The sequence below is a fragment of the Streptomyces sp. ICC1 genome, assembly GCF_003287935.1.
Taxonomy (GTDB): domain Bacteria; phylum Actinomycetota; class Actinomycetes; order Streptomycetales; family Streptomycetaceae; genus Streptomyces; species Streptomyces tritrimontium.
Genome location: NZ_CP030287.1, coordinates 5,176,667 through 5,196,197 on the forward strand (window position 1 = coordinate 5,176,667; position 19,531 = coordinate 5,196,197).

Below are 19,531 nucleotides of genomic sequence, written 5' to 3' on the forward strand. Positions count from 1 at the left end.
TCCGGGGTGGGGTTATCCCCCCATCCCCTAGGGGGCCAGGCTCAGGGACAAGTGGGGTGCGTCCCCGATGGGAACCGCGGGCTCGAATCCTTAGATTCGAAGAGCAAGAGCGAGCCCGTCCCACGCGCACCCCACGGAGGCGGCCATGTCGGCCCCCACGCACCTCTCAGCTCCCCGGACCGTCGGAGCCGATGCCCGCCTGCACTGGTGGGCGCTCGCCCTGCCCGCCCTCGGCTTCGGCCTCATGCTGTTCCTCCTTGCCGGATCCGGCGAGGCCCACGCCGCCTCCGGTGAGGGCTCCGCGCTCCTCCAGGTCACCGAGCAACTGCTGCGCACCGTCGGCTGACACCACGCCGGCGGCGGGGAGCGCGCGCACGCCACCGCACGCCGGGGCGCGCCCCGCAGCAGCCACCGAGCCCCCTCAACACCCTGCGCCCCGTGGCTCGATCCGTGCGAAGCTGGGAGCCATGAGCGCCGACACACCCCGCAGGATCGTCCTCCTCCGGCACGCCAAGGCCGAATGGTCGGACGGCACGGACCACGACCGCCCCCTGGCCGAGCGCGGCCGGCACGACGCCCCCGCCGCCGGCCAGAAGCTGGCCCAGACGGGCATCACCTTCGACCTGGCCCTCTGCTCCAGCGCGGCCCGTACCCGCGAGACCTGGAAGCTCGTCGTCCAGGAGCTGCCGCACCGGCCGAAGACCTCCTACGAGGAACGGCTCTACGAGGCTTCGCTGGGCGAGCTCATCGCCCTGGTCAACGAAACCCCCGACGAGGTCAGGAACCTGCTGGTCATCGGCCACAACCCCGGTGTGCACGCCCTCGCCGACGCCCTCGCCGGCAGCGCGGAGGGCGATGCGCTGCCCCGGATGAACCGCAGCGGCTTCCCCACCTCCGCCCTGGCCGTCGTCTCCTTCACCGGCTCGTGGAAGTCCGTGGAGCACGGCGTCGGCACCCTGCTGGACTACTGGACCCCGCGCGCCTGACGGCACGCCCACGGCGAACGGAGCGGGCCCCGGCACCTGCACAGTGCCGGGGCCCGCTCCGTTCGCGAAAGGGATCGCGGGGACGGCCTACGCCAGGTCGGCGGCCTCGACCTCTTCCCGGGTGATCCCCAGCAGGTACAGCACGGCGTCCAGGAACGGCACGCTCACGGCGGTGTCCGCGGCCTGGCGGACCACCGGCTTGGCGCAGAAGGCCACGCCCAGCCCGGCCGCGTTCAGCATGTCCAGGTCATTGGCGCCGTCGCCGATGGCCACCGTCTGCGCCAGCGGTACGCCGGCCTCCGCGGCGAAGCGGCGCAGCAGCCGGGCCTTGCCCGCCCGGTCCACGATCTCGCCGGTGACCCGGCCGGTCAGCTTGCCGTCCACGATCTCCAGGGTGTTGGCGGAGGCGAAGTCCAGCCCCAGCCGCTCCCGGAGATCGTCCGTCACCTGGGTGAACCCGCCGGAGACCACGCCCACCTGGTAGCCGAGGCGCTTGAGGGTGCGGATCAGGGTCCGGGCACCGGGGGTGAGGCGCACCTCGGAGCGGACCTTGTCCACGACGGAGGCGTCCAGACCGGCCAGCAGCGCGACCCGGGCGTGCAGCGACTGCTCGAAGTCCAGCTCACCGCGCATGGCCCGTTCGGTCACCTCGGCGACCTCGGCCTCGCAGCCCGCGTGCGCGGCGAAGAGCTCGATGACCTCGTCCTGGATCAGGGTCGAGTCCACGTCCATGACGACCAGGCGCTGGGCGCGCCGGTGCAGCCCGGCCGAGACCACGGCCACGTCGACGCCGATCTGCGCGGCGGCGGTGGCCAGGACCGTGCGCAGCGCCTCGGTCTCGGCGCCGGAGACGGCGAACTCGACGGCCGTCACCGGATACTTCGCGAGCCGGAAGATGCGGTCGATGTTGCCGCCGGTCCCGGTGATCCGCGCGGCGATGGCGGCCGTGGACTCGGCGGTGAGCGGGTGCCCCAGCACGGTGACGTGCGAACGGCCACTGCCGCGCGGCCGGTTGTCACCGGTACCGGAGAGGATCTCCGCCTGCAGCTTGAGCGAGTCGGCCCAGCTGTGGACGGTGGCCCGCAGCTCGCCCTCGGTGCTGCCGGAAGGGTGGGTGACGAGGGCGCACAGGACGATGCGGCCCCGCGTGACGACCTGCTCGATGTCGACGACGTCGACGGAGTAGGCCGCGAGGGTGTCGAACAGCCCGGCGGTGATCCCGGGACGGTCCTTGCCGAAGATCTTGACGAGGAGGGTGGGGACGTCGGAGGTCTGCGAAGCGCTCATGGTGCCTTCACCGTATCCCCCCGGCCTCCGCGCACGGACCCCCGTCCCACCTGCCGGAACCGTTTCGCTCCGGACGGGCGCCGGGGCGGCCCGTCCCGGTGCGGGGGTCCGTGCGCGGCGGCCGGGGGGATACGGTGAAGGCACCCGGCTCTTATACACATCTCCGAGCCCACGAGACTAGGCATGAGTGCGTATGCCGGGCCGGGGGTATCGCAGCGACGGGGAAAAGCGCGCAGGGGGACGGGCGGCGGGGGGGGTGTCCGGGCGGGGCCCGGGGCGGGGAAGGGGGAGGGGCCACGGCCCGGGGGGGGGGGGGCGGTGGCCCCTCACGGTCCCCGGCCGCGGGCCCCAGCGCCTACGTTTCCGGCACCGGGGGGCCCGGGGGGGTCGGGGTCGGGTTGGGCGGGGTGGGCGTCGGCTTCGTCGGCGTCGGGGTCGGGGTGGGAGGCGTCGGCGTGGGCGTCACCGGCGTGCGGGTCGGGCTGGGCGCCGAGGGCGTGGGCCCGGACGGCGTCGGCGTGGTGGTCTGGCTCGGCGTGCCCGTCGGGGAGGTGCTGCCGGTCGGCGTCTGCACCTTGCCCATCTCGGCCTCCTCCAGGTCGAAGGAGCCGCTGTCCTGGCCCTTGAGCGCGGCCAGCGTGTAGTGCTTCCAGATCGCGGCCGGGAAGCTGGAGCCGCCCGCGCGGCCGCCGCCCGCGGTGCCTGCGAGGCTGACCTGGGTGTGGGTGCCGGGCTCCTCGCCGAACATCGCGACGACGGTGACGAGGTCCGGGGTGAACCCGGTGAACCAGGCGGCCTTGTTCTCCTCGGTGGTGCCGGTCTTGCCGGCGGCCTCGTAGGCCGAGCTCCTGACGGCCTTGCCGGAGCCGTCCTCGACGACGCCGGTGAGCACCTTGGTGACGGTGTCGGCGGTCTTGCGGCTGATGGCCTGGTCGCCGACGGCACGGACCGGCTTGTACTCGCGGTCCTTGTTCTGGGCGGACTTGATGATGCTCGGCGTGATCTTCTTGCCGTGGTTGTCGAAGGTGGCGTAGACGCCGGCCATCTCCACGGTGTCGGCGTTCATGGTGCCCAGCGTCATGGCCGGCCGGTCTTCGGGCCAGCCCTTGCCGTCGTGCATGCCGAGGGCGAGGGCCGTCTTCTTCGTGGCCTGCGGCGTGACGTCGACGATCATCTGGGCGTAGACGGAGTTGACCGAGGAGTTGGTGGCGGACTGCACCGTCATCATCGGGTTGCCGTAGTTGATGTTGTCCTGGTTCTCCGGGTTGAACGGCGTCTTGCTTCCCACCACGGGACGCTTGCTGGTGCCGTCGTAGAGGGCGTTGGGGTTGATCGGCTTGCCGTCCTGGGTGGTCGCCTTGTTCTCCAGGGCGGAGGCGAGCACCAGCGGCTTGAAGGTCGAGCCCGGCTGGTAGTCCTTGCGCATGGCGTTGCTCGCGTACTGGTCGGTGAGCCCCGTGCCGCCGTACATCGCGACGATCGCACCGGTCTTGGGGTCCACCGAGGTGGCGCCCGCCTGCACGGACGCGTCGACGGGCCGTCCCTTGCGGTCGAGCTTGGACTCCAGCTCCTCCTGGACGGCCGCCTCCAGGGCGGCCTGCTTCTTCGGGTCGATGGTGAGGGTGATCTCCCAGCCGCCGGCCTTGAGCTGCGTGTCGGTCATGCCGGTCTGCCGCTTGAGCTCCTCGTCCGCGGCCTGGACCAGGTAGCCCTTCTGGCCCTCCTGGCCGGGGGCGACCTTGGGCTTGATCGGCTCCTGGAACTGCATGCCCTTGCGCTTGGCCGCGTCCAGTTCGCCCATCTCGACCATGTTGTCGAGGACCGCGTTGAAGCGGACCATCACCAGGCGCTTGCCGTTCGGGCCGGCGGTCGCCCAGTCGTACTGGCTGGGGGCCTGGAGGACGGCCGCGAGGTAGGCGCCCTGTTCGAGCGTCAGCTGGTCGGTGTCGACGCCGTAGTAGGCCTGGGCCGCGGCCTGGATGCCGTAGGCGTTGCGCCCGTAGAAGTTGGTGTTCAGGTAGCCCGCGAGGATCTCGGGCTTCTTCATCTTCTGGTCGACCTTGAGGGAGATGACCATCTCCTTCAGCTTGCGGGTCGCCGTCTGGTCCTGGGTCAGGTAGAAGTTCTTGACGTACTGCTGGGTGATCGTCGAGCCGCCGGCCGCGCCCTTGCCGGTGGCCGTGTTGAACACGCCGCGGGCCATGCCCTTGAGGTCGATGCCCCGGTCCTTCTCGAAGGACTTGTTCTCGATCGCGATGAAGGCCGTCTGCACGTCCTTCGGGATCTTCTCGATCGGGACGATCTGCCGGTTCGTGCCGCCGACCTGGGCCAGGACGGTGCCGTCGGCCAGCTTGTAGACGTTGTTCTGCTTCAGCGCGTCGGCGTTGGGGTCCGGCGGGTCCACGTAGAAGTAGAGGCCGATCAGCGCGGCCATCCCGAGGAGGATCATCCCGAAGAACGTGCCGAGCATCTTCTTCCAGGTGAAGAAGCGGCGTATGCCGGTCCGCTTGCCGGCCTTCCCGCCCTTGCTCTTGGCGCGTCCGCCCGGCGCTCGTCGCGCACCGCGCTGCTGCTGCGCCTTTCGCGCTTCTGCTCGGCCCATCGCTCCCGCTCCGCTCGATTACCCCCCGACGTCAGCTCAGAAAGCTAACACCGCAGGCTGTGACAAAGACTGGCCAACCAGGATCAATACCGGTCAATCCGGACGTGACAATCAGCACCCGCCCCGATGGAACCGACGCACGCGGAGCCCGCGGGGTTGCCGGGGCTGCCGTCCTTCCAAAAAAGTGATATCACTTTGCTAGGCGGTCGAACCGGCCGCCACCGAGGGACGGGGAAGACCATGACCAGCACGACAGGCGTGTCCGAGGCCGGCGTAAGGGAGTTCCCCGCGCGCAGCGTGGGCGGCGGGATCGCCCTGCTGCTCGGCCTGGCGGGAGTGGCGGGCGGGGCGGGACTGATCGTGCTGGGCGCGGTGGTGGAGGGCTCCGGCGCCAAGGGGGGCCTGATCGCGGCGGGGATCCTGCTGGCCGTCGCCGCGTTCGTCGCCATGTGCGGGCTGAACACGGTCGCACCGGGCGAGGCCCGCGTGGTCCAGCTCTTCGGCCGCTACCGCGGCACGGTCCGCGCCGACGGACTGCGCTGGGTCAACCCGCTGACCTCCCGCCGGCGGCTGTCCACCCGGGTGCGCAACCACGAGACGACCGTCATGAAGGTCAACGACGCCTACGGCAACCCGATCGAGCTGGCCGCCGTCGTGGTGTGGCGGGTCGAGGACACCGCGCGAGCCGTCTTCGAGGTCGAGGACTTCACGGAGTTCGTCGAGACCCAGACCGAGGCGGCCGTGCGGCACATCGCCATCGAGTACCCCTACGACGCCCACGAGGACGGCGGCCTGTCGCTGCGCGGCAACGCCGCGGAGATCACCGAGAAGCTCGCCGTGGAACTGTCCGCCCGCGTCGAGGCCGCCGGGGTCCAGATCATCGAGTCCCGCTTCACCCACCTCGCGTACGCTCCCGAGATCGCCTCCGCGATGCTCCAGCGCCAGCAGGCCGGTGCGATCGTCGCGGCGCGCAAGCAGATCGTCGAGGGCGCGGTCGGTATGGTCGAACTCGCCCTCAACCGCCTCGCGGAGCAGGACATCGTGGACCTCGACCCGGAACGGAAGGCGGCGATGGTGTCCAACCTGATGGTGGTCCTGTGCGGTGATCGCGCGGCCCAGCCGGTCATCAACACGGGCACCCTCTACCAGTGAGTCCCGCCGACGACGAGGCGGAGCCCCGCGAACCGGCCGCGCCCAAGGCCGGGCGCCAGGCCCGCAAGCAGGTGCTGCTGCGGCTCGACCCGCAGGTGCACGACGCGCTCGCGCGGTGGGCGGGCGAGGAACTGCGCAGCGCCAACGCCCAGATCGAGTTCCTGCTCCGCCGGGCCCTGGCCGAGGCGGGCCGCCTCCCCGGCGGGGCGGGTCCCATCCCGCCGCGCGGCCGGCCCCGCGCCGCTCCGGATTCCTGAGGCCGCACTGGGCCGCACTGGGGCCGCACTGGGCCGCACTGGGGCCGCACTGAAGCAGCACGAAAGCCGGCCCGAAGCCGTCCCGGAGCCGGCTCGAAGTCGGCCGAGGCTCGGGCTCAGGACCGCCGGCCGAGCAGGACGAAGCCGTCCTGCTCGGCCACGGTCCGGTACCCCCGGGCCCGCGCCCCGTCCAGGGCGACGTACTCCTCCATCGCCGACAGCGGCCACCGCCGGGCCGGCGCCACCCCGGTGTCCACGAGGATCCACTCGGGTTCGTCGCGGCTCGCCGGCCAGCCGTACACGCTGACGCTCGTACGGTTCGCCAGGTGCGGGACCAGCCCGTCCGAGGCCTGGACCGTGGCACCGTCCGGGATCCGGTCCATCAGCCGCTGCGCCACGGCGACCCGCGGCTCGGTCCGCCAGAAGTCCGGTCGGCCCAACTGCCCCAGCGAGTGCGCCGGCAGCAGCAGGACGCAGACCCCGGCCGCGCCCGCCAGGTACCGGCGCAGCCCGGCGGTGGTCGTAGCGCGCCGCCCGAGCGCGTCGACGAAGGCCGCGAAGACGATCGGCATCACCGTGAGGGAGTAGTGGTAGCCGGTCCCCCAGTGGACCGGTTGGTCCGAGACACCCCGCCACAGCAGCCCCGGCACGGCGATCAGCACCAGCGGGGAGCGCAGGGCCAGGAACAGGGTCGGCGCCAGCACCAGCACCAGCGTGACCGCTTTGGTCTCGGGGGTGACGAGGCCGACCGTGACCTTGGCCAGCAGGTCCGTGAAGCCGCCGCCCGCACCGCCCCCGCTGTCGGCGCCGCCGCCGAGGAACGACGCGTAGAAGTACGAGCCGCTCGGGTTCAGGGCCGGCAGCACCACCACCATGGCCAGCAGCGTGCACGCCGCGCCCGCCACGGCGGTGGCGATCCCCAGCCGGCGCCCGCCCCGGCCGCCGCGCCAGGCGATGACCGCGCCGATCGCGGCCACGGTCAGCCCCAGGTCCTCCTTCACCAGCACCAGCGGAAGGGCCCAGCACGCGGCGGCGCGCAGTCGGCCGGCGCCGAGCGCGGACAGCGAGCAGGCGAGGAGCGGGACGGCGAAGGCCCATTCGTGGAAGTCGAACCCGATCGCGTTCGCGATGCCCCACGAGAGCCCGTAACAGAGCCCGATCACCGCGGCGGCGGCCCCGCCCAGCGTCCGGCGCGCCCAGAGGGTCAGCGGCAGCACGCTCACGGCGATCAGCGCGGCCTGCGCCACGAGCAGGGTCCGGGGCGACGGCCAGATCCGGTAGAGGGGGGCGAGGACGGCCAGGACCGGTGAGAAGTGGTCGCCCAGGACGGGGAAGTCCGGCCCCTTGACCTCCGAGACCGGCAGCCGGCCCACCGCGTAGGAGCGGACGGCCTGTTCGAAGATCGCCAGGTCGAAGCTGTGGGAGTGGAGCCGCCCGTGGGTGCGCAGCGACAGCGCCGTGTAGAGGAGGAAGAGGCCGCCGGCCATGGTCCACGCCCACCACGGGATCCCGTGCGCGGACTCCGGGGACGGCTCCGCCTCCTGCCGCCCGACGGGACCGGCCTGTTGGGGCGGGAGCACGGCGGCGTCGGCGGCATCGGCGTCGGCGTCGGCGTTCGCGGCATCGGCGGAGGGTGCGTGCATGCCGTCAACGTGCCAGCCGCCCCGGGGCCCGGGTGCCGAGCCGCGCCCTGCCGGGACGCCAGTGCCTACGAATGGGCGCAGCCCCGGCCGGAGTTCCGCTCGGCGCCAGGCCTATACACCGAGGGTATACACCGCATGTATAGTCCCTCGCATGTCCATCAGCCACACGCTCCTCGGCCTCCTGGAGGCCGGCCCCCGCCACGGCTACGACCTCAAGCGGGCCTTCGACGAGAAGTTCGGCCACGACCGCCCCCTCGCTTACGGGCAGGTCTACTCGACCATGTCCAGGCTCCTGAAGAACGGTCTCGTCGAGGTCGACGGAATCGAGAGCGGCGGCGGCCCCGAGCGCAAGCGCTACGCCATCACCGACGCCGGCGTCACCGACGTCGAGACCTGGCTCGCCCAGCCCGAGAAGCCCGAGCCGTACCTCCAGACGACCCTCTACACCAAGGTCGTGCTCGCCCTCCTCACCGGCCGCGGCGCCCAGGAGCTCCTGGACACCCAGCGCGCCGAGCACCTGCGCCTGATGCGCATCCTCACCCGGCGCAAGGCCGCGGGCGACCTCGCCGACCAACTCGTCTGCGACCACGCCCTGTTCCACCTGGAGGCCGACCTGCGCTGGCTCGAGCTCGCCGCCGCCCGCCTCGACCAGCTCGCCCGGGAGGTGCGCGGATGACCCCGTCCGGCACGCTGCTCAGCGCCACGGGCCTGCGCAAGGCGTACGGCACCACCACGGCCCTCGACGGCGCCGAGTTCTCCCTCCACGCGGGCGAGGTCGTCGCCGTCATGGGCCCCTCCGGCTCCGGCAAGTCCACCCTGCTGCACTGCCTCGCCGGGATCGTCACCCCCGACTCCGGCACCATCACCTACGCCGGCCGCAGGCTCTCCGCCATGAAGGACGCCGAGCGCAGCGCCCTGCGCCGCAGCGAGTTCGGCTTCGTCTTCCAGTTCGGCCAGCTCGTGCCCGAGCTGACCTGCCTGGAGAACGTGGCCCTGCCCCTGCGCCTGACCGGGGTCAAGCGCAAGGAAGCCGAGCGCACCGCCCTGCACTGGATGGAGCGGCTCCGGGTCGACGACCTCGGCCGCAAGCGCCCCGGCGAGGTCTCGGGCGGCCAGGGCCAGCGCGTCGCCGTCGCCCGGGCCCTCGTCACCTCGCCCCGGCTGGTCTTCGCCGACGAGCCCACCGGCGCCCTCGACTCCCTCAACGGCGAGCTGGTGATGCGGTTGCTCACCGAGGCCGCCCGGTCCACCGGCGCCGCCGTCGTCCTGGTCACGCACGAGACCCGCGTGGCCGCGTACTCCGACCGCGAGATCGTCGTACGCGACGGACGCTCCCGCGACATGGAGTGGATCGCATGAGCGCGTCCGCGTCATCGTCATGGCTCCGGGACCTCGCCATGGGCGTCCGCTTCGCCTTCGGCGGCGGCCGCGAGGGCTGGACCCGCACCCTGCTCACCGGCGTGGGCGTCGGACTCGGCGTCGCGCTGCTGCTCATCAGCACCGCGATACCGGGCGCGCTGGCCACCCGCGGCGACCGCGGGGAGGCGCGCTTCTACATGCCCGCGCCCGTCGGCACGGCGCCCGGCCGCGACACGCTGCTCGTCGCCAACGCGAACCAGATGTACAAGAACAGGGACGTCGACGGCAGGTTCCTGCTGGCGGAGGGCCCCGACGCGCCGGTGCCGCCCGGACTTCAATCGGTGCCCGCCCCCGGCGAGATGGCCGTCTCCCCGGCCCTGAAGAGGCTGCTGGCATCGTCCGACGGCGCGCTGCTGCGCGAGCGCTTCGACGCCTGGAAGCCCACCCGGATCATCGGCGACGCCGGCCTGACCGGGCCGGGCGAGCTGTACTTCTACGCCGGCAAGGGCGACCTGGAGATCACCGGGCCCGAGGACCACCGGGCCCAGCGGGTGCTCGGCTTCAACCGGCACATCGGGCAGCGCGAGCTCGACCCGGTCCTGACGCTCCTGGTCGTGCTGACCTTCGTGGCCCTGCTGATGCCCGTCACCGTGTTCATCGCCGCCGCCGTCCGCTTCGGCGGGGAGCGGCGCGACCGCCGGCTCGCGACGCTGCGCCTGGTCGGCGCCGACGGCCGCATGGTCCGCCGGATCGCGGCCGGCGAAGCCCTGGCCGGATCCGTGGTCGGGCTCGGGCTGGGCGCGGGCTTCTTCCTCATCGGCCGCCGGCTGGTCGGCGGCGTCACCCTCCACCAGCGCAGCGTCTTCCCCGCGGACCTCGACCCCGCGCCGTGGCTGGCCGTACTGGTGGCGCTCGCGGTGCCCGCCGCGGCCGTCGCCGTGACCCTGTTCGCCCTGCGCGGTGTCGTCATCGAGCCGCTGGGCGTGGTCCACACCGCCCGGCCGGGCAGGCGCCGCGTCTGGTGGCGGCTGCTGCTGCCGCTCGGCGGGCTCGGCCTGCTGGCCCCGATGACCGGGCACGGCACCCGCCACGGGGACTTCAACCGGTGGCAGGTCAGCGCCGGCGTGGTGCTGCTGCTCGTCGGGATCACCGCGCTGCTCCCCTGGCTGCTGGAGCGCGTCGTCTCCCGACTGTCCGGCGGGCCGGTGTCCTGGCAGCTCGCCGTGCGCCGGCTCCAGGTCTCCAGCGGCGGCGCGGCCCGCCTCGTCAACGGCATCGCGGTGGCCGTGGCCGGGGCCATCGCCCTCCAGATGCTCTTCGCGGGCGTCGAGGGCGACTACACGACGCGGACCGGGCAGGACCCGGCCCGCGCGGCGATCTCGATCGTCATGCCCCCGACCGACCGGGCGGCGGTCGACGCCGCCGCCCGGGCGGTCTCCGGGGCCGAGGGAGTCGCCAAGGTCGTCGCGCCCGCCTCCTTCAAGGCCGCGCACCGGCTTCCCGCGGCGGACGACCTGGTCCAGGTGACCGTGGGCAGCTGCGATGCCCTGCGCGAGTACGCGGCCGTCGAACCCTGCCGGGACGGCGACGCCTTCGTGATCACGGACTCGCCCGCCCTGAAGGGCGGGGTGCCCCAGCCCACGGCCCGGCCCGGGGACACGCTCTGGGTCGGCCTCGGCCCGGGCCCGACCGGCGAGGACGGCGCGTCCGAGCCCGCCCGGTGGACCTTCCCGGCCGGCGCCCGCCCGGTCACCAACCGCCCGGACCCGACGGGCGACCTGCGCGGCGGACTGCTGGTGACCCCCTCGGTCGCGCCGAAGGCCGTGCCCGACGACCGCTGGCCGCACGTGTACGTGCAGTTGGACCCGTCGGTGCCGGACGCCATGGACAAGGCGCGGACGGCCGCCTTCAAGGCGGCCCCGCTCGCCATGATCATGACGCACCAGTCCACCCGGCAGGACAGTGGCTACGCGACCATTCGCACCGGGCTGCTCTTCGGCGCGACGGCCGTGCTGCTGCTGATCGGCGCCAGCCTGCTGGTCTCCCAGCTGGAGCAGCTGCGCGAGCGCGGGAAGCTGCTGTCGGCGCTGGTCGCCTTCGGCACCAAGCGCTCCACGCTGAGCCTGTCGGTGCTCTGGCAGACGGCCCTGCCGATCGGCCTGGGCCTGGTCCTGGCCTCGGCGGTCGGGCTGACGCTCGGCGCCGTGCTGATGCGGATGGCGGCCGTCCCGGTGCGGATCGACTGGGCCCCGGTCGCGACGATGGCCGGCATCGGCGGCGGCGTGGCCGTCCTGGTGACCCTGCTCAGCCTGCCGCCGCTGCTGCGGCTGATGCGCCCGGACGGCCTGCGCACGGAATAGCCGGCAGCCCCGTACGCCTGCGGCCCGGCGGACCTTCCCGGTCACAGCACTAGTCGGTCAGCCAGACGGGGAGCGGGCGCATGGCCTCGCGCAGCGCGTCGGCGACGGCCCGGAACTCCTCCTGCCGGGCCGTTCCCGTGCGCATGGCCAGGGCGATCCTGCGCGAGGGCGCGGGCTCGGCGAAGTACCCGGTGGCCAGCTGTTCGTTGCGGGTGGTCTCCAGCCGGAGCGCGGTGCGCGGCAGCAGCGTGACGCCGAGCCCCCCGGCGACCAGTTGTACGAGGGTGGACAGCCCGGCCGCGGTGGTGGTGACGTCCGCCCCCGTGGTGCGCCCCGCGTCCCGGCAGATGTCGAGGGCCTGGTCGCGCAGGCAGTGGCCCTCGTCGAGGAGGAGCAGGTGCAGGCCGCGCAGCTCCCCGCGCGGGATGTCCCGACGCCCGGCGAGCGGGTGCTCGCGGGGTACGAGCAGCACGAAATCCTCGTCGAAGAGGGGCAGTTCGGTGACTCCCGGGACGCCGAGCGGCACGGCGAGCAGCAGCAGGTCGAGCCGGCCGCCGGCCAGCCCCTCCAGCAGCGAGGCCGTCTGCTCCTCGTGCACCTGGAGGTCGAGGCGGGGGTAGCGCCGGTGGAAGAGCCCGAGCACGGTCGGCAGCAGGTACGGGGCCACCGTGGGGATGACTCCGAGCCGCAGCACCCCGGTGAAGGGGGCGCGCACCGCCTCGGCCTCCTCCAGCAGCCCGCCCATGGCGTCGAGCACGGCCCGCGCGCGGACCGCGATCCGCTCACCCGCGGGCGAGAGCAGCACCTTGCGCGTGGTCCGCTCGATCAGCTGGACGCCGAGCGCCTCCTCCAGGGCCGAGACGGCTCCGGAGAGCGCGGGCTGGCTCATGCCGATGGCCGCGGCCGCGTCCCTGAAGTGCAGGTACTCGGAGACGGCGGCGAAGGCCCGCAGTTGCGCGAGCGTCGCCTGCTTCGCTCCCCTGTGACTCACAGCCACTGATAGGCACCTCCGATCACTCATCACAAGAGTAGCTATTTCCGCAATCAATGCAGCTGTGTCAGCATGTGAGATCAGTCCAACCCCCTCGGAAAGCCCCCAAAAGGGTCACTTTCCTTTCCGCAAGGAGAGCACGTGCTCACTGTCGGCGACCAGTTCCCCACCTACGACCTGACCGCTTGCGTCTCGCTCGAGGCCGGGGCTGAGTTCTCGCAGATCGACCACAAGACCTACGAGGGCAAGTGGAAGATCGTGTTCTCCTGGCCGCTCGACTTCACGTTCGTGTGCCCGACCGAGATCGCCGCGTTCGGCAAGCTGAACGAGGAGTTCGCCGACCGCGACGCCCAGATCCTCGGCTTCTCGCTCGACTCCGAGTACGTGCACCACGCCTGGCGCAAGGACCACGCCGACCTGCGCGACCTGCCCTTCCCGATGATGTCCGACATCAAGCGCGAGCTCTGCGCCGACCTCGGCATCCTCGGCTCGGACGGCCTCCCGATGCGCGCCGTCTTCATCGTGGACCCGAACAACGAGATCCAGTTCTCCATGGTGACCGCCGGTTCCGTGGGCCGTAACCCCAAGGAGGTCCTGCGGGTCCTCGACGCCCTGCAGACCGACGAGCTGTGCCCCTGCAACTGGACCAAGGGCGACAGCACCATCGACGCCGGCGCGCTGCTGGCCGGTGAGTGAGCGATGTCCCTCGACTCCCTGAAGTCCGCCATACCGGACTACGCCAAGGACCTGAAGCTGAACCTGGGTTCGGTCATCGGCAACCAGGACACGCTCTCGCAGCAGCAGCTGTGGGGCACGGTCCTGTCCTGCGCGATCGCCGCCCGCTCCCCGCGCGTCCTGCGTGAGCTGGAGCCGGAGGCGAAGGCCGCGCTGTCGCCGGAGGCGTACACCGCGGCCAAGGCCGCCGCCGCGATCATGGCGATGAACAACGTCTTCTACCGCACGCGCCACCTGCTCTCCGACCCGGAGTACGGCACGCTGCGCGCGGGCCTGCGGATGAACGTCATCGGCAACCCCGGCGTGGAGAAGGTCGACTTCGAGCTGTGGTCGCTCGCCGTCTCCGCGGTCAACGGCTGCGGCCAGTGCCTGGACTCGCACGAGCAGGTCCTGCGCAAGGCCGGCGTCGACCGCGAGACGGTCCAGGAGGCCTTCAAGATCGCCTCGGTGATCCAGGCCGTGGCCGTCACCCTCGACTCCGAAGCGGTCCTCGCGGGCGAGTGACACCCCCGTACGGAAACGGAGGGGCCCCGCGACTCCGGTCGCGGGGCCCCTCCGCCCGTCTGGACGGGCCCCGCACCCGCACCCTCGCCCGCGCTGCCGCTGCCGCTACCGCTACCGCTACCGCTACCGCCGCAGCTTCGCCATCAGCGCCCGCACGTCCTCGATCATCGCCGCGTGGACCGCGTCCTCGTCGACGCCCGCGCCGGTGTCTCGGGGCTCGCCCGGGGCCGCCCGGTACCACTCCACGGTGATCGTGAAGACCGCCGCCCCGTCGAGCACCATGAGCCGCTCGCCGCCGCTCCCGTAGAAGCGGTCGAGCACCGCCCGGTCGCCGAGGCCCGCCACCTCGCGGCGCTCCGCCAGGTCCAGCCGGGTCCCCGGATCCATCGCCGGGCCGGTGGCGAACTCCTCCCCGGGGCCGCCCTTCTTGTGCAGCTCGACCAGCACCTGGGCCCCGTACATGACGGACCCTTCCTCGTAGCGCATGTCGGCCCCGCAGTACGCCCAGTCCCGCGCGGGGTGCGCGCCCTCACTGCTCTGGAATCCCTCGAAGCCCTGGCCCACGGCCTGGCCGAGCACCTCGAAGCGGGTCTCCTTGCACAGGTCCGCGGAGTGCCGGTAGCCGATGCGCGGTGCACCCGCGAGGCCGTCCTGCGCGGCGAGCGCGCCCGCCCACACCGCCGAGACCGCCACCGCCCCGCCCAGCGCCCACCGCCACGGTGTGCGCGGGCCCCGCGCCCGCTCGCGCGGACCCTCCGACTCCGGGACCGCGCCGCCCGGCCGCCCCGCGGTCTCCCAGTCCCCCTCGACCATCTCCGGCTCGCCGATCATCTCCCCGCCCCCCGACTAGCCGCGCAACACCTTCATCAGCGTGTGCATGTCGTCGATCATCGCAGCCTGGAGCGCGTCGGTGTCGGGCTTCGGCGGCTCCGGCAGGGGCCCTTCGCCCTCGACCACCCGGCCGTCGTCCCCGGTGTCCGTCCACACCGAGACGTCCATGGTGAACACCGCGCCCCCGTCGAGCACGGTCAGCCGCCACCACTTGCCGTACTCCGCCTCCGTGATCAGGGCCCGCTCGCCGAGCCCCGGCACCGAGCGGGGGTCCGACCGGACCGTCCCGATCCAGCCGATCCCCCCGGGATCCGCGCCGAACTCCGGGGCGGGGTCGGTCAGCTTGTGCAGCGTCACCGAGACCTGGACCTCGTACGCGAGCGAGGGCGCGGCCGGGGGTTCCTGCGAGCCGCCGCGCGGTGTGCTCAGCATGCAGAGCGCCTGGTCCACGCCCGGGTGCTCCCAGAGCCTCGGGGTGTACTCCCATCCGGCGGTCTCGGCCAGCCGGGCCAGTGCGGGCAGCTTCGCCTCGTCGCACAGGCTCATCGGCAGCGCGTACCGCAGCGGCGGCCGGCCGTCCTGCGGGGCCACGGCCCCCCAGGCTCCCGCCCACAGCGCGGAGGCGAGCAGGGCCCCGCCCAGCGCCCACCGCCAGGGCCGGCGGAGCGGGCCCGGGCCCTCCTCGTAGGCCTCGGGCAGCCCGGGGGGCTCCGGCGAACCGGAGCTCCCGCCGTCGAACTCAGGCTCGGTTATCACCTGTTCGCGTCTCCCCCATGTCGGAAGGAACCGGGCTGCCCAGGGCCGTCGCCCCGTGCGGCGCGGGGCCGACCGGGGCGATCCCGTGGTGGAACTGCTCGCGGGAGTAGGCCCGCAGGTAGCCGACCACCGTGTTGGTGACGGCGACCAGCGGGACGGCGACCACCGCTCCGCCGATGCCCGCGATCAGGCCGCCGGCCGCCACCGACAGCACCACCGCGAGCGGGTGGACGCGTACCGCCCGGCCCAGGATGAAGGGCTGGAGGACGTGCCCCTCGATCTGCTGCACCGCCAGGACCACCAGCAGCACCATCAGCCCGATGAACGGCCCCTGGGTGACCAGCGCCACGACCACGGCGAGGGCGCCGGAGATCACCGCGCCGACGAGGGGGATGAAGGCGAACAGGAAGATGAAGACGGCGAGCGGCACGGCCATCGTGACGTCGAGGAAGTACAGCCCGAGGCCGATGAAGATGGCGTCGATCAGCGCGACGAGGACCGTGCCGCGCACGTACGCGGTCAGCGTGCGCCAGGCGCGCGGACCGGCGCCGGCGACGCCGGGGCGGGCGGCCGCGGGGAGCAGGCCCAGGGACCAGGTCCAGATGCGCTTGCCGTCGTAGAGCAGGAAGAGCGTGGAGAACATCGCGAGGAGCATGCCCGTCAGCACTTCGACGAGGACCGTCACGCCCTGCAGGCCGGCGGAGGTGATCTGCTCGGTGTTGGTGCCGATGGTCTCGCTGAGGTTCTTCGCGATGTCGTTGATCTGCTTCTCGGTCACGTGGAACGGACTGTCCAGTGCCGCGAGTTTGAGCTCGTTGATGCCGTCGCGGAGCCGGTCGGAGAGCTGGTCTAGGTTGTCCATGACCTGCCAGACCACGAACCACCCGACGAGCCCGATGACCACGAAGCCGAGGATCGCGGTGCCGGCGGTGGCCAGCCCGCGCGGCATGCCGAGGCGGCGCAGTCGGACCACGAAGGGCTGGAGCATGGCCGTGACCAGGAGGGCGGCGGCGAAGGCGAGGACGACCAGGCGGACTTCGCTGATCACCCTCATCAGGATCCAGACCATCCCGGCGAGGAGCAGCAGCCGCCAGCTCGCCTCGGCGGCCACGCGCAGGCCCCACGGGATGACGTCGACCGGTTCGGGGCGGACCGGGGCGGAGTGGGCCGCGGCGGGGGCCTGCGCGTGCCCGCCGCCCGTGGGCTCGGACGCGCCGGGCGCGGAGGCCGCGGCGCCGGGGACTCCGGGCCCCTCGGCGGCCGTGGAGCCCGCGGCCGCGGTGGTCGCGCGGCCCGCGGGGCGGGCCGGCAGGTCACCGAGGTTCCCGGAGGTCTCGGCCTCGACTTCGGCGCGGCGCTCCGCGAGTCGCGCCTCCACGCGGCTCAGCCTGTTCCCGAGCCGGCCGATCCATCCTGCCGTCTTCGCCATGTCGTTCCCTTCCCCCCGCTCCGCACCGCACCGCATACCCGGACACACCTCGAAAGACCGTACACGCGCGGAGCCCCGCACCGTAGGACGGTGCGGGGCTCCGCGGGGTTGAGGCGCGGGTGCGCCTCGCATGCCGTGACTAGTACCAGCCGTTGGCCTGGTGGAAGTTCCAGGCTCCGCACGGGCTGCCGTAGCGGACGTTCATGTAGTTCAGACCCCACTCGATCTGGGTGGCGGGGTTGGTGCGCCAGTCGGCGCCGGCCGAGGCCATCTTCGAACCGGGCAGGGCCTGGACGAGGCCGTAGGCGCCCGAGGACTTGTTCACGGCCAGGTAGTTCCAGGTCGATTCCTGGTTGATGATCTTGGAGAAGCACTGGAACTGCCCCGCCGGGACCATCTGCTGGGCGATGGCCTTGACCTGGGCGACCGTGTAGGAGCTCTGGGGCGCGAAGTCGGCCCCGTCGCGGGAGGCGGAACGGCTGGCAGCCTGGTCCTTCTCGTCGCGCTCCTTCTTCGCCTTCTCGTCGGCGGCCTTCTGCGCGTCGGCCTTCTTCGCCTTGGCGTCCTGGGCGGCCTGGACGCGGGCGGACTCCTCCGCCGAGCGCTTGGCGTCGGCGTCGGCGGCGTGGGCGATGGCGTCGGCCTGCTGCGTCAGGGACGCGTTCTGGACCTGAGCCTGGTCGCCGACCGGGATGTCAGTGAGGAGAGTCGTCCCGGACGCGGTCGTCTCGAGATCGTTCGAGGCGGGGTCGCCGGTGGCAACGCCCACGACTGCGCCGACGGTGGTGACCGCCGTGGCCGAAGCCACAGCGAATCCCCGAACCGAGATCCGGCTCACACGGTGTCCTTCCAGCAGCGTCCGCAGTGACCGGGCGGGCGCAAGAGTGCCCCTCGACACTGGCCTCCATGATGGTTCGGTCACTGGAGACGCGGGCCCGTGGGCGACTCCCTCGCGGGAGTGCCTCGTGTTGCTCCGGGCGGCATACGGCGATCAGTTGTGGAGTTAGTGGTGCTGCGCGCATCTCACGGGAGATACAGGTGTGCCGTATGCGGGGCCTGACGGAAAACAGACTCTGCCGGACCTCGACGCCGCAGGGCAATTCTCCGTTGCGTGGGAAAGGTCACACCAGGCACGTCACCGTTGTTTTCGCCAAAGCCCTGTGCACGAAGGCGCCGCCCGGCTAGGCTCCTGGGCCTTTGCCGGGCGGCGCCAACTCGCCTTCCCGCTATGGGGTTTTTACCCTTTTTCGAACTACAGGGTCTCCAGCATCTCGGTGACGAGCGCGGCGATCGGGGAGCGCTCCGAGCGGGTGAGCGTGACGTGCGCGAAGAGCGGATGCCCCTTCAGCTTCTCGACCACGGCGACGACTCCGTCGTAGCGGCCGACCCGCAGGTTGTCCCGCTGGGCCACGTCATGGGTCAGAACGACCCGCGAATTGGCCCCGATCCGGGACAGAACGGTCAGCAGGACATTGCGCTCCAGCGACTGCGCCTCGTCCACGATCACGAAGGCGTCGTGCAGCGAACGGCCCCGGATGTGCGTGAGCGGCAGGACTTCCAGCATCCCGCGGTTCAGCACCTCCTCGATGACCGCGCGCCCGGCGACCGCCGAGAGGGTGTCGAAGACGGCCTGCGCCCACGGGCTCATCTTCTCGGAGGCGTCCCCGGGCAGGTAGCCGAGGTCCTGGCCGCCGACCGCGTACAGCGGCCGGAAGACCATCACCTTCTGATGCTGCCTCCGCTCCAGGACGGCCTCCAGGCCCGCGCACAGCGCCAGCGCCGATTTTCCGGTGCCGGCCCGGCCGCCCATCGAGATGATCCCGATCTCCGGATCGAGCAGGAGGTCGAGCGCGATCCGCTGCTCGGCGCTGCGGCCGTGCAGTCCGAAGGCCTCCCGGTCGCCCTTGACGAGCCGTACGTTCCCGTCGGCGGCGACCCGGCCCAGCGCCTTGCCACGCTCGGACTGGATGACCAGCCCGGTGTGCACGGGCAGTTCCGCCGCCTCCGGTACGTAGAGGCGCTCCTCGGAGTAGAGGAGGTCGACCTGCTCCCCGGAGAGCGCCAGCTCGCTCATGCCGGTCCAGCCGGCATCGGTGATGGCGAGCTCCGCGCGGTACTCCTCGGCCATCAGCCCCACGGAGGAGGCCTTGATGCGCAGCGGGAGGTCCTTCGAGACGACCGTGACGTCGTATCCCTCGGCCTGCAGATTGCGGGCGACCGCGAGGATCCGCGAATCGTTGTCCCCCAGTCGGAAGCCGGCGGGAAGGACGCTCTGGTCGGAGTGGTTGAGCTCGACACGCAGGGTGCCGCCCAGATCGCCCAGCGGGATGGGTGCGTCGAGGCGTCCGTAGCGAACCCGGAAGTCGTCGAGCAGGCGCAGGGCCTGACGGGCGAAGTAGCCGAGTTCGGGATGGTGCCTCTTTGCCTCCAGCTCGGTGATCACCACGATCGGGAGCACGACCTCGTGCTCGTCGAAGCGGGTGATCGCGTTGGGGTCTGCCAGCAGGACGCTGGTGTCGAGGACGTAGGTCCGCCTGTCGGGCAGGCGGCTCTTTGTGCTGGTCACCACGGAAGGACGTACCCCCTCGGAAGAGGTCGGGCCATGAAGACCGGACCGGTCATCGGCACCCATGCGCGGG

At 72.3% G+C, this 19,531-nt stretch carries 18 protein-coding genes; 9 read left to right on the forward strand and 9 right to left on the reverse strand.

What is annotated here, in order from left to right; genetic code table 11:
* The first annotated feature begins 145 nt into the window (after positions 1 to 145).
* Together DRB96_RS24495 and DRB96_RS24500 are read left to right on the forward strand one after the other, a co-directional pair.
* Entirely contained in the window at positions 146 to 346 is a 201-nt protein-coding gene (locus tag DRB96_RS24495; protein WP_112450399.1) for a hypothetical protein, read from the forward strand.
* 121 nt (positions 347 to 467) lie between these two features.
* Positions 468 to 986 (forward strand): histidine phosphatase family protein, encoded by a 519-nt coding sequence (locus DRB96_RS24500; RefSeq protein WP_112450400.1) that lies wholly within the window; start codon positions 468 to 470, stop codon positions 984 to 986.
* An 87-nt stretch (positions 987 to 1,073) separates the two neighbouring features.
* Here DRB96_RS24500 and serB read toward each other — a convergent pair whose 3' ends face one another.
* Complete coding sequence (serB, locus tag DRB96_RS24505; protein WP_112450401.1) at positions 1,074 to 2,273, reverse strand: phosphoserine phosphatase SerB; 1,200 nt, start codon at positions 2,271 to 2,273, stop codon at positions 1,074 to 1,076.
* A 355-nt stretch (positions 2,274 to 2,628) separates the two neighbouring features.
* Positions 2,629 to 4,875, reverse strand: a complete 2,247-nt coding sequence (locus tag DRB96_RS24510; RefSeq protein ID WP_112450402.1) for a transglycosylase domain-containing protein — start codon at positions 4,873 to 4,875, stop codon at positions 2,629 to 2,631.
* A 240-nt stretch (positions 4,876 to 5,115) separates the two neighbouring features.
* Between DRB96_RS24510 and DRB96_RS24515 the strand changes: the two genes are divergently transcribed.
* Complete coding sequence (locus DRB96_RS24515; RefSeq protein ID WP_112450403.1) at positions 5,116 to 6,027, forward strand: SPFH domain-containing protein; 912 nt, start codon at positions 5,116 to 5,118, stop codon at positions 6,025 to 6,027.
* Positions 6,024 to 6,284, forward strand: a complete 261-nt coding sequence (locus tag DRB96_RS24520) for a hypothetical protein (protein WP_112450404.1) — start codon at positions 6,024 to 6,026, stop codon at positions 6,282 to 6,284. Before DRB96_RS24515 ends, DRB96_RS24520 begins: the two co-directional genes overlap by 4 nt.
* 116 nt (positions 6,285 to 6,400) lie before the next feature.
* On the opposite strand, the gene DRB96_RS24525 is transcribed toward DRB96_RS24520, so the two are convergent.
* Positions 6,401 to 7,927: a DUF2079 domain-containing protein gene (locus tag DRB96_RS24525; protein ID WP_112450405.1), complete on the reverse strand. Its 1,527-nt coding sequence runs from the start codon at positions 7,925 to 7,927 to the stop codon at positions 6,401 to 6,403.
* Positions 7,928 to 8,078: 151 nt separating this feature from the next.
* Between DRB96_RS24525 and DRB96_RS24530 the strand changes: the two genes are divergently transcribed.
* Genes DRB96_RS24530 through DRB96_RS24540 form a run of 3 tightly spaced genes read left to right on the forward strand, consistent with a single transcriptional unit; the run spans position 8,079 to position 11,646 of the window.
* Positions 8,079 to 8,603 carry a PadR family transcriptional regulator gene (locus DRB96_RS24530; protein WP_112450406.1) on the forward strand — a complete coding sequence of 175 codons (525 nt, stop codon included), beginning with the start codon at positions 8,079 to 8,081 and terminating at the stop codon, positions 8,601 to 8,603.
* Positions 8,600 to 9,286: an ABC transporter ATP-binding protein gene (locus DRB96_RS24535; RefSeq protein ID WP_112450407.1), complete on the forward strand. Its 687-nt coding sequence runs from the start codon at positions 8,600 to 8,602 to the stop codon at positions 9,284 to 9,286. Before DRB96_RS24530 ends, DRB96_RS24535 begins: the two co-directional genes overlap by 4 nt.
* Positions 9,283 to 11,646: an FtsX-like permease family protein gene (locus tag DRB96_RS24540; RefSeq protein WP_112450408.1), complete on the forward strand. Its 2,364-nt coding sequence runs from the start codon at positions 9,283 to 9,285 to the stop codon at positions 11,644 to 11,646. Before DRB96_RS24535 ends, DRB96_RS24540 begins: the two co-directional genes overlap by 4 nt.
* A 49-nt stretch (positions 11,647 to 11,695) precedes the next feature.
* Here DRB96_RS24540 and DRB96_RS24545 read toward each other — a convergent pair whose 3' ends face one another.
* Positions 11,696 to 12,667: a hydrogen peroxide-inducible genes activator gene (locus DRB96_RS24545; protein ID WP_112450409.1), complete on the reverse strand. Its 972-nt coding sequence runs from the start codon at positions 12,665 to 12,667 to the stop codon at positions 11,696 to 11,698.
* Positions 12,668 to 12,778: 111 nt separating this feature from the next.
* Between DRB96_RS24545 and DRB96_RS24550 the strand changes: the two genes are divergently transcribed.
* Entirely contained in the window at positions 12,779 to 13,333 is a 555-nt protein-coding gene (locus tag DRB96_RS24550) for a peroxiredoxin (protein ID WP_112450410.1), read from the forward strand.
* 3 nt (positions 13,334 to 13,336) lie between these two features.
* The gene (locus DRB96_RS24555) at positions 13,337 to 13,876 is read left to right on the forward strand and encodes an alkyl hydroperoxide reductase (RefSeq protein ID WP_112450411.1); all 540 of its coding nucleotides are present in this window, start codon (positions 13,337 to 13,339) and stop codon (positions 13,874 to 13,876) included.
* Positions 13,877 to 13,999: 123 nt separating this feature from the next.
* Here DRB96_RS24555 and DRB96_RS24560 read toward each other — a convergent pair whose 3' ends face one another.
* From DRB96_RS24560 to DRB96_RS24580, 5 genes are all read right to left on the reverse strand, one after another.
* Positions 14,000 to 14,707, reverse strand: a complete 708-nt coding sequence (locus tag DRB96_RS24560; protein ID WP_112450412.1) for a hypothetical protein — start codon at positions 14,705 to 14,707, stop codon at positions 14,000 to 14,002.
* Between the two features lie 15 nt (positions 14,708 to 14,722).
* The gene (locus tag DRB96_RS43180) at positions 14,723 to 15,463 is read right to left on the reverse strand and encodes a hypothetical protein (protein ID WP_162688612.1); all 741 of its coding nucleotides are present in this window, start codon (positions 15,461 to 15,463) and stop codon (positions 14,723 to 14,725) included.
* Complete coding sequence (locus tag DRB96_RS24570; RefSeq protein ID WP_112450414.1) at positions 15,447 to 16,892, reverse strand: AI-2E family transporter; 1,446 nt, start codon at positions 16,890 to 16,892, stop codon at positions 15,447 to 15,449. Before DRB96_RS24570 ends, DRB96_RS43180 begins: the two co-directional genes overlap by 17 nt.
* A 139-nt stretch (positions 16,893 to 17,031) precedes the next feature.
* The gene (locus DRB96_RS24575; RefSeq protein WP_204358065.1) at positions 17,032 to 17,748 is read right to left on the reverse strand and encodes a transglycosylase SLT domain-containing protein; all 717 of its coding nucleotides are present in this window, start codon (positions 17,746 to 17,748) and stop codon (positions 17,032 to 17,034) included.
* Between the two features lie 396 nt (positions 17,749 to 18,144).
* Positions 18,145 to 19,461 carry a PhoH family protein gene (locus tag DRB96_RS24580; RefSeq protein WP_112450415.1) on the reverse strand — a complete coding sequence of 439 codons (1,317 nt, stop codon included), beginning with the start codon at positions 19,459 to 19,461 and terminating at the stop codon, positions 18,145 to 18,147.
* Positions 19,462 to 19,531: the final 70 nt, after the last annotated feature.

Excerpts from the sequence above, each read along its gene's own strand:
- DRB96_RS24495 (WP_112450399.1), top strand. The coding sequence starts at position 146 with ATGTCGGCCCCCACGCACCTCTCAGCTCCCCGGACCGTCGGAGCCGAT.
- DRB96_RS24500 (WP_112450400.1), top strand. The coding sequence starts at position 468 with ATGAGCGCCGACACACCCCGCAGGATCGTCCTCCTCCGGCACGCCAAG.
- serB (WP_112450401.1), bottom strand. The coding sequence starts at position 2,273 with ATGAGCGCTTCGCAGACCTCCGACGTCCCCACCCTCCTCGTCAAGATC.
- DRB96_RS24510 (WP_112450402.1), bottom strand. The coding sequence starts at position 4,875 with ATGGGCCGAGCAGAAGCGCGAAAGGCGCAGCAGCAGCGCGGTGCGCGA.
- DRB96_RS24515 (WP_112450403.1), top strand. The coding sequence starts at position 5,116 with ATGACCAGCACGACAGGCGTGTCCGAGGCCGGCGTAAGGGAGTTCCCC.
- DRB96_RS24525 (WP_112450405.1), bottom strand. The coding sequence starts at position 7,927 with ATGCACGCACCCTCCGCCGATGCCGCGAACGCCGACGCCGACGCCGAT.
- DRB96_RS24530 (WP_112450406.1), top strand. The coding sequence starts at position 8,079 with ATGTCCATCAGCCACACGCTCCTCGGCCTCCTGGAGGCCGGCCCCCGC.
- DRB96_RS24535 (WP_112450407.1), top strand. The coding sequence starts at position 8,600 with ATGACCCCGTCCGGCACGCTGCTCAGCGCCACGGGCCTGCGCAAGGCG.
- DRB96_RS24540 (WP_112450408.1), top strand. The coding sequence starts at position 9,283 with ATGAGCGCGTCCGCGTCATCGTCATGGCTCCGGGACCTCGCCATGGGC.
- DRB96_RS24545 (WP_112450409.1), bottom strand. The coding sequence starts at position 12,667 with ATGAGTGATCGGAGGTGCCTATCAGTGGCTGTGAGTCACAGGGGAGCG.
- DRB96_RS24555 (WP_112450411.1), top strand. The coding sequence starts at position 13,337 with ATGTCCCTCGACTCCCTGAAGTCCGCCATACCGGACTACGCCAAGGAC.
- DRB96_RS24560 (WP_112450412.1), bottom strand. The coding sequence starts at position 14,707 with ATGATCGGCGAGCCGGAGATGGTCGAGGGGGACTGGGAGACCGCGGGG.
- DRB96_RS24570 (WP_112450414.1), bottom strand. The coding sequence starts at position 16,892 with ATGGCGAAGACGGCAGGATGGATCGGCCGGCTCGGGAACAGGCTGAGC.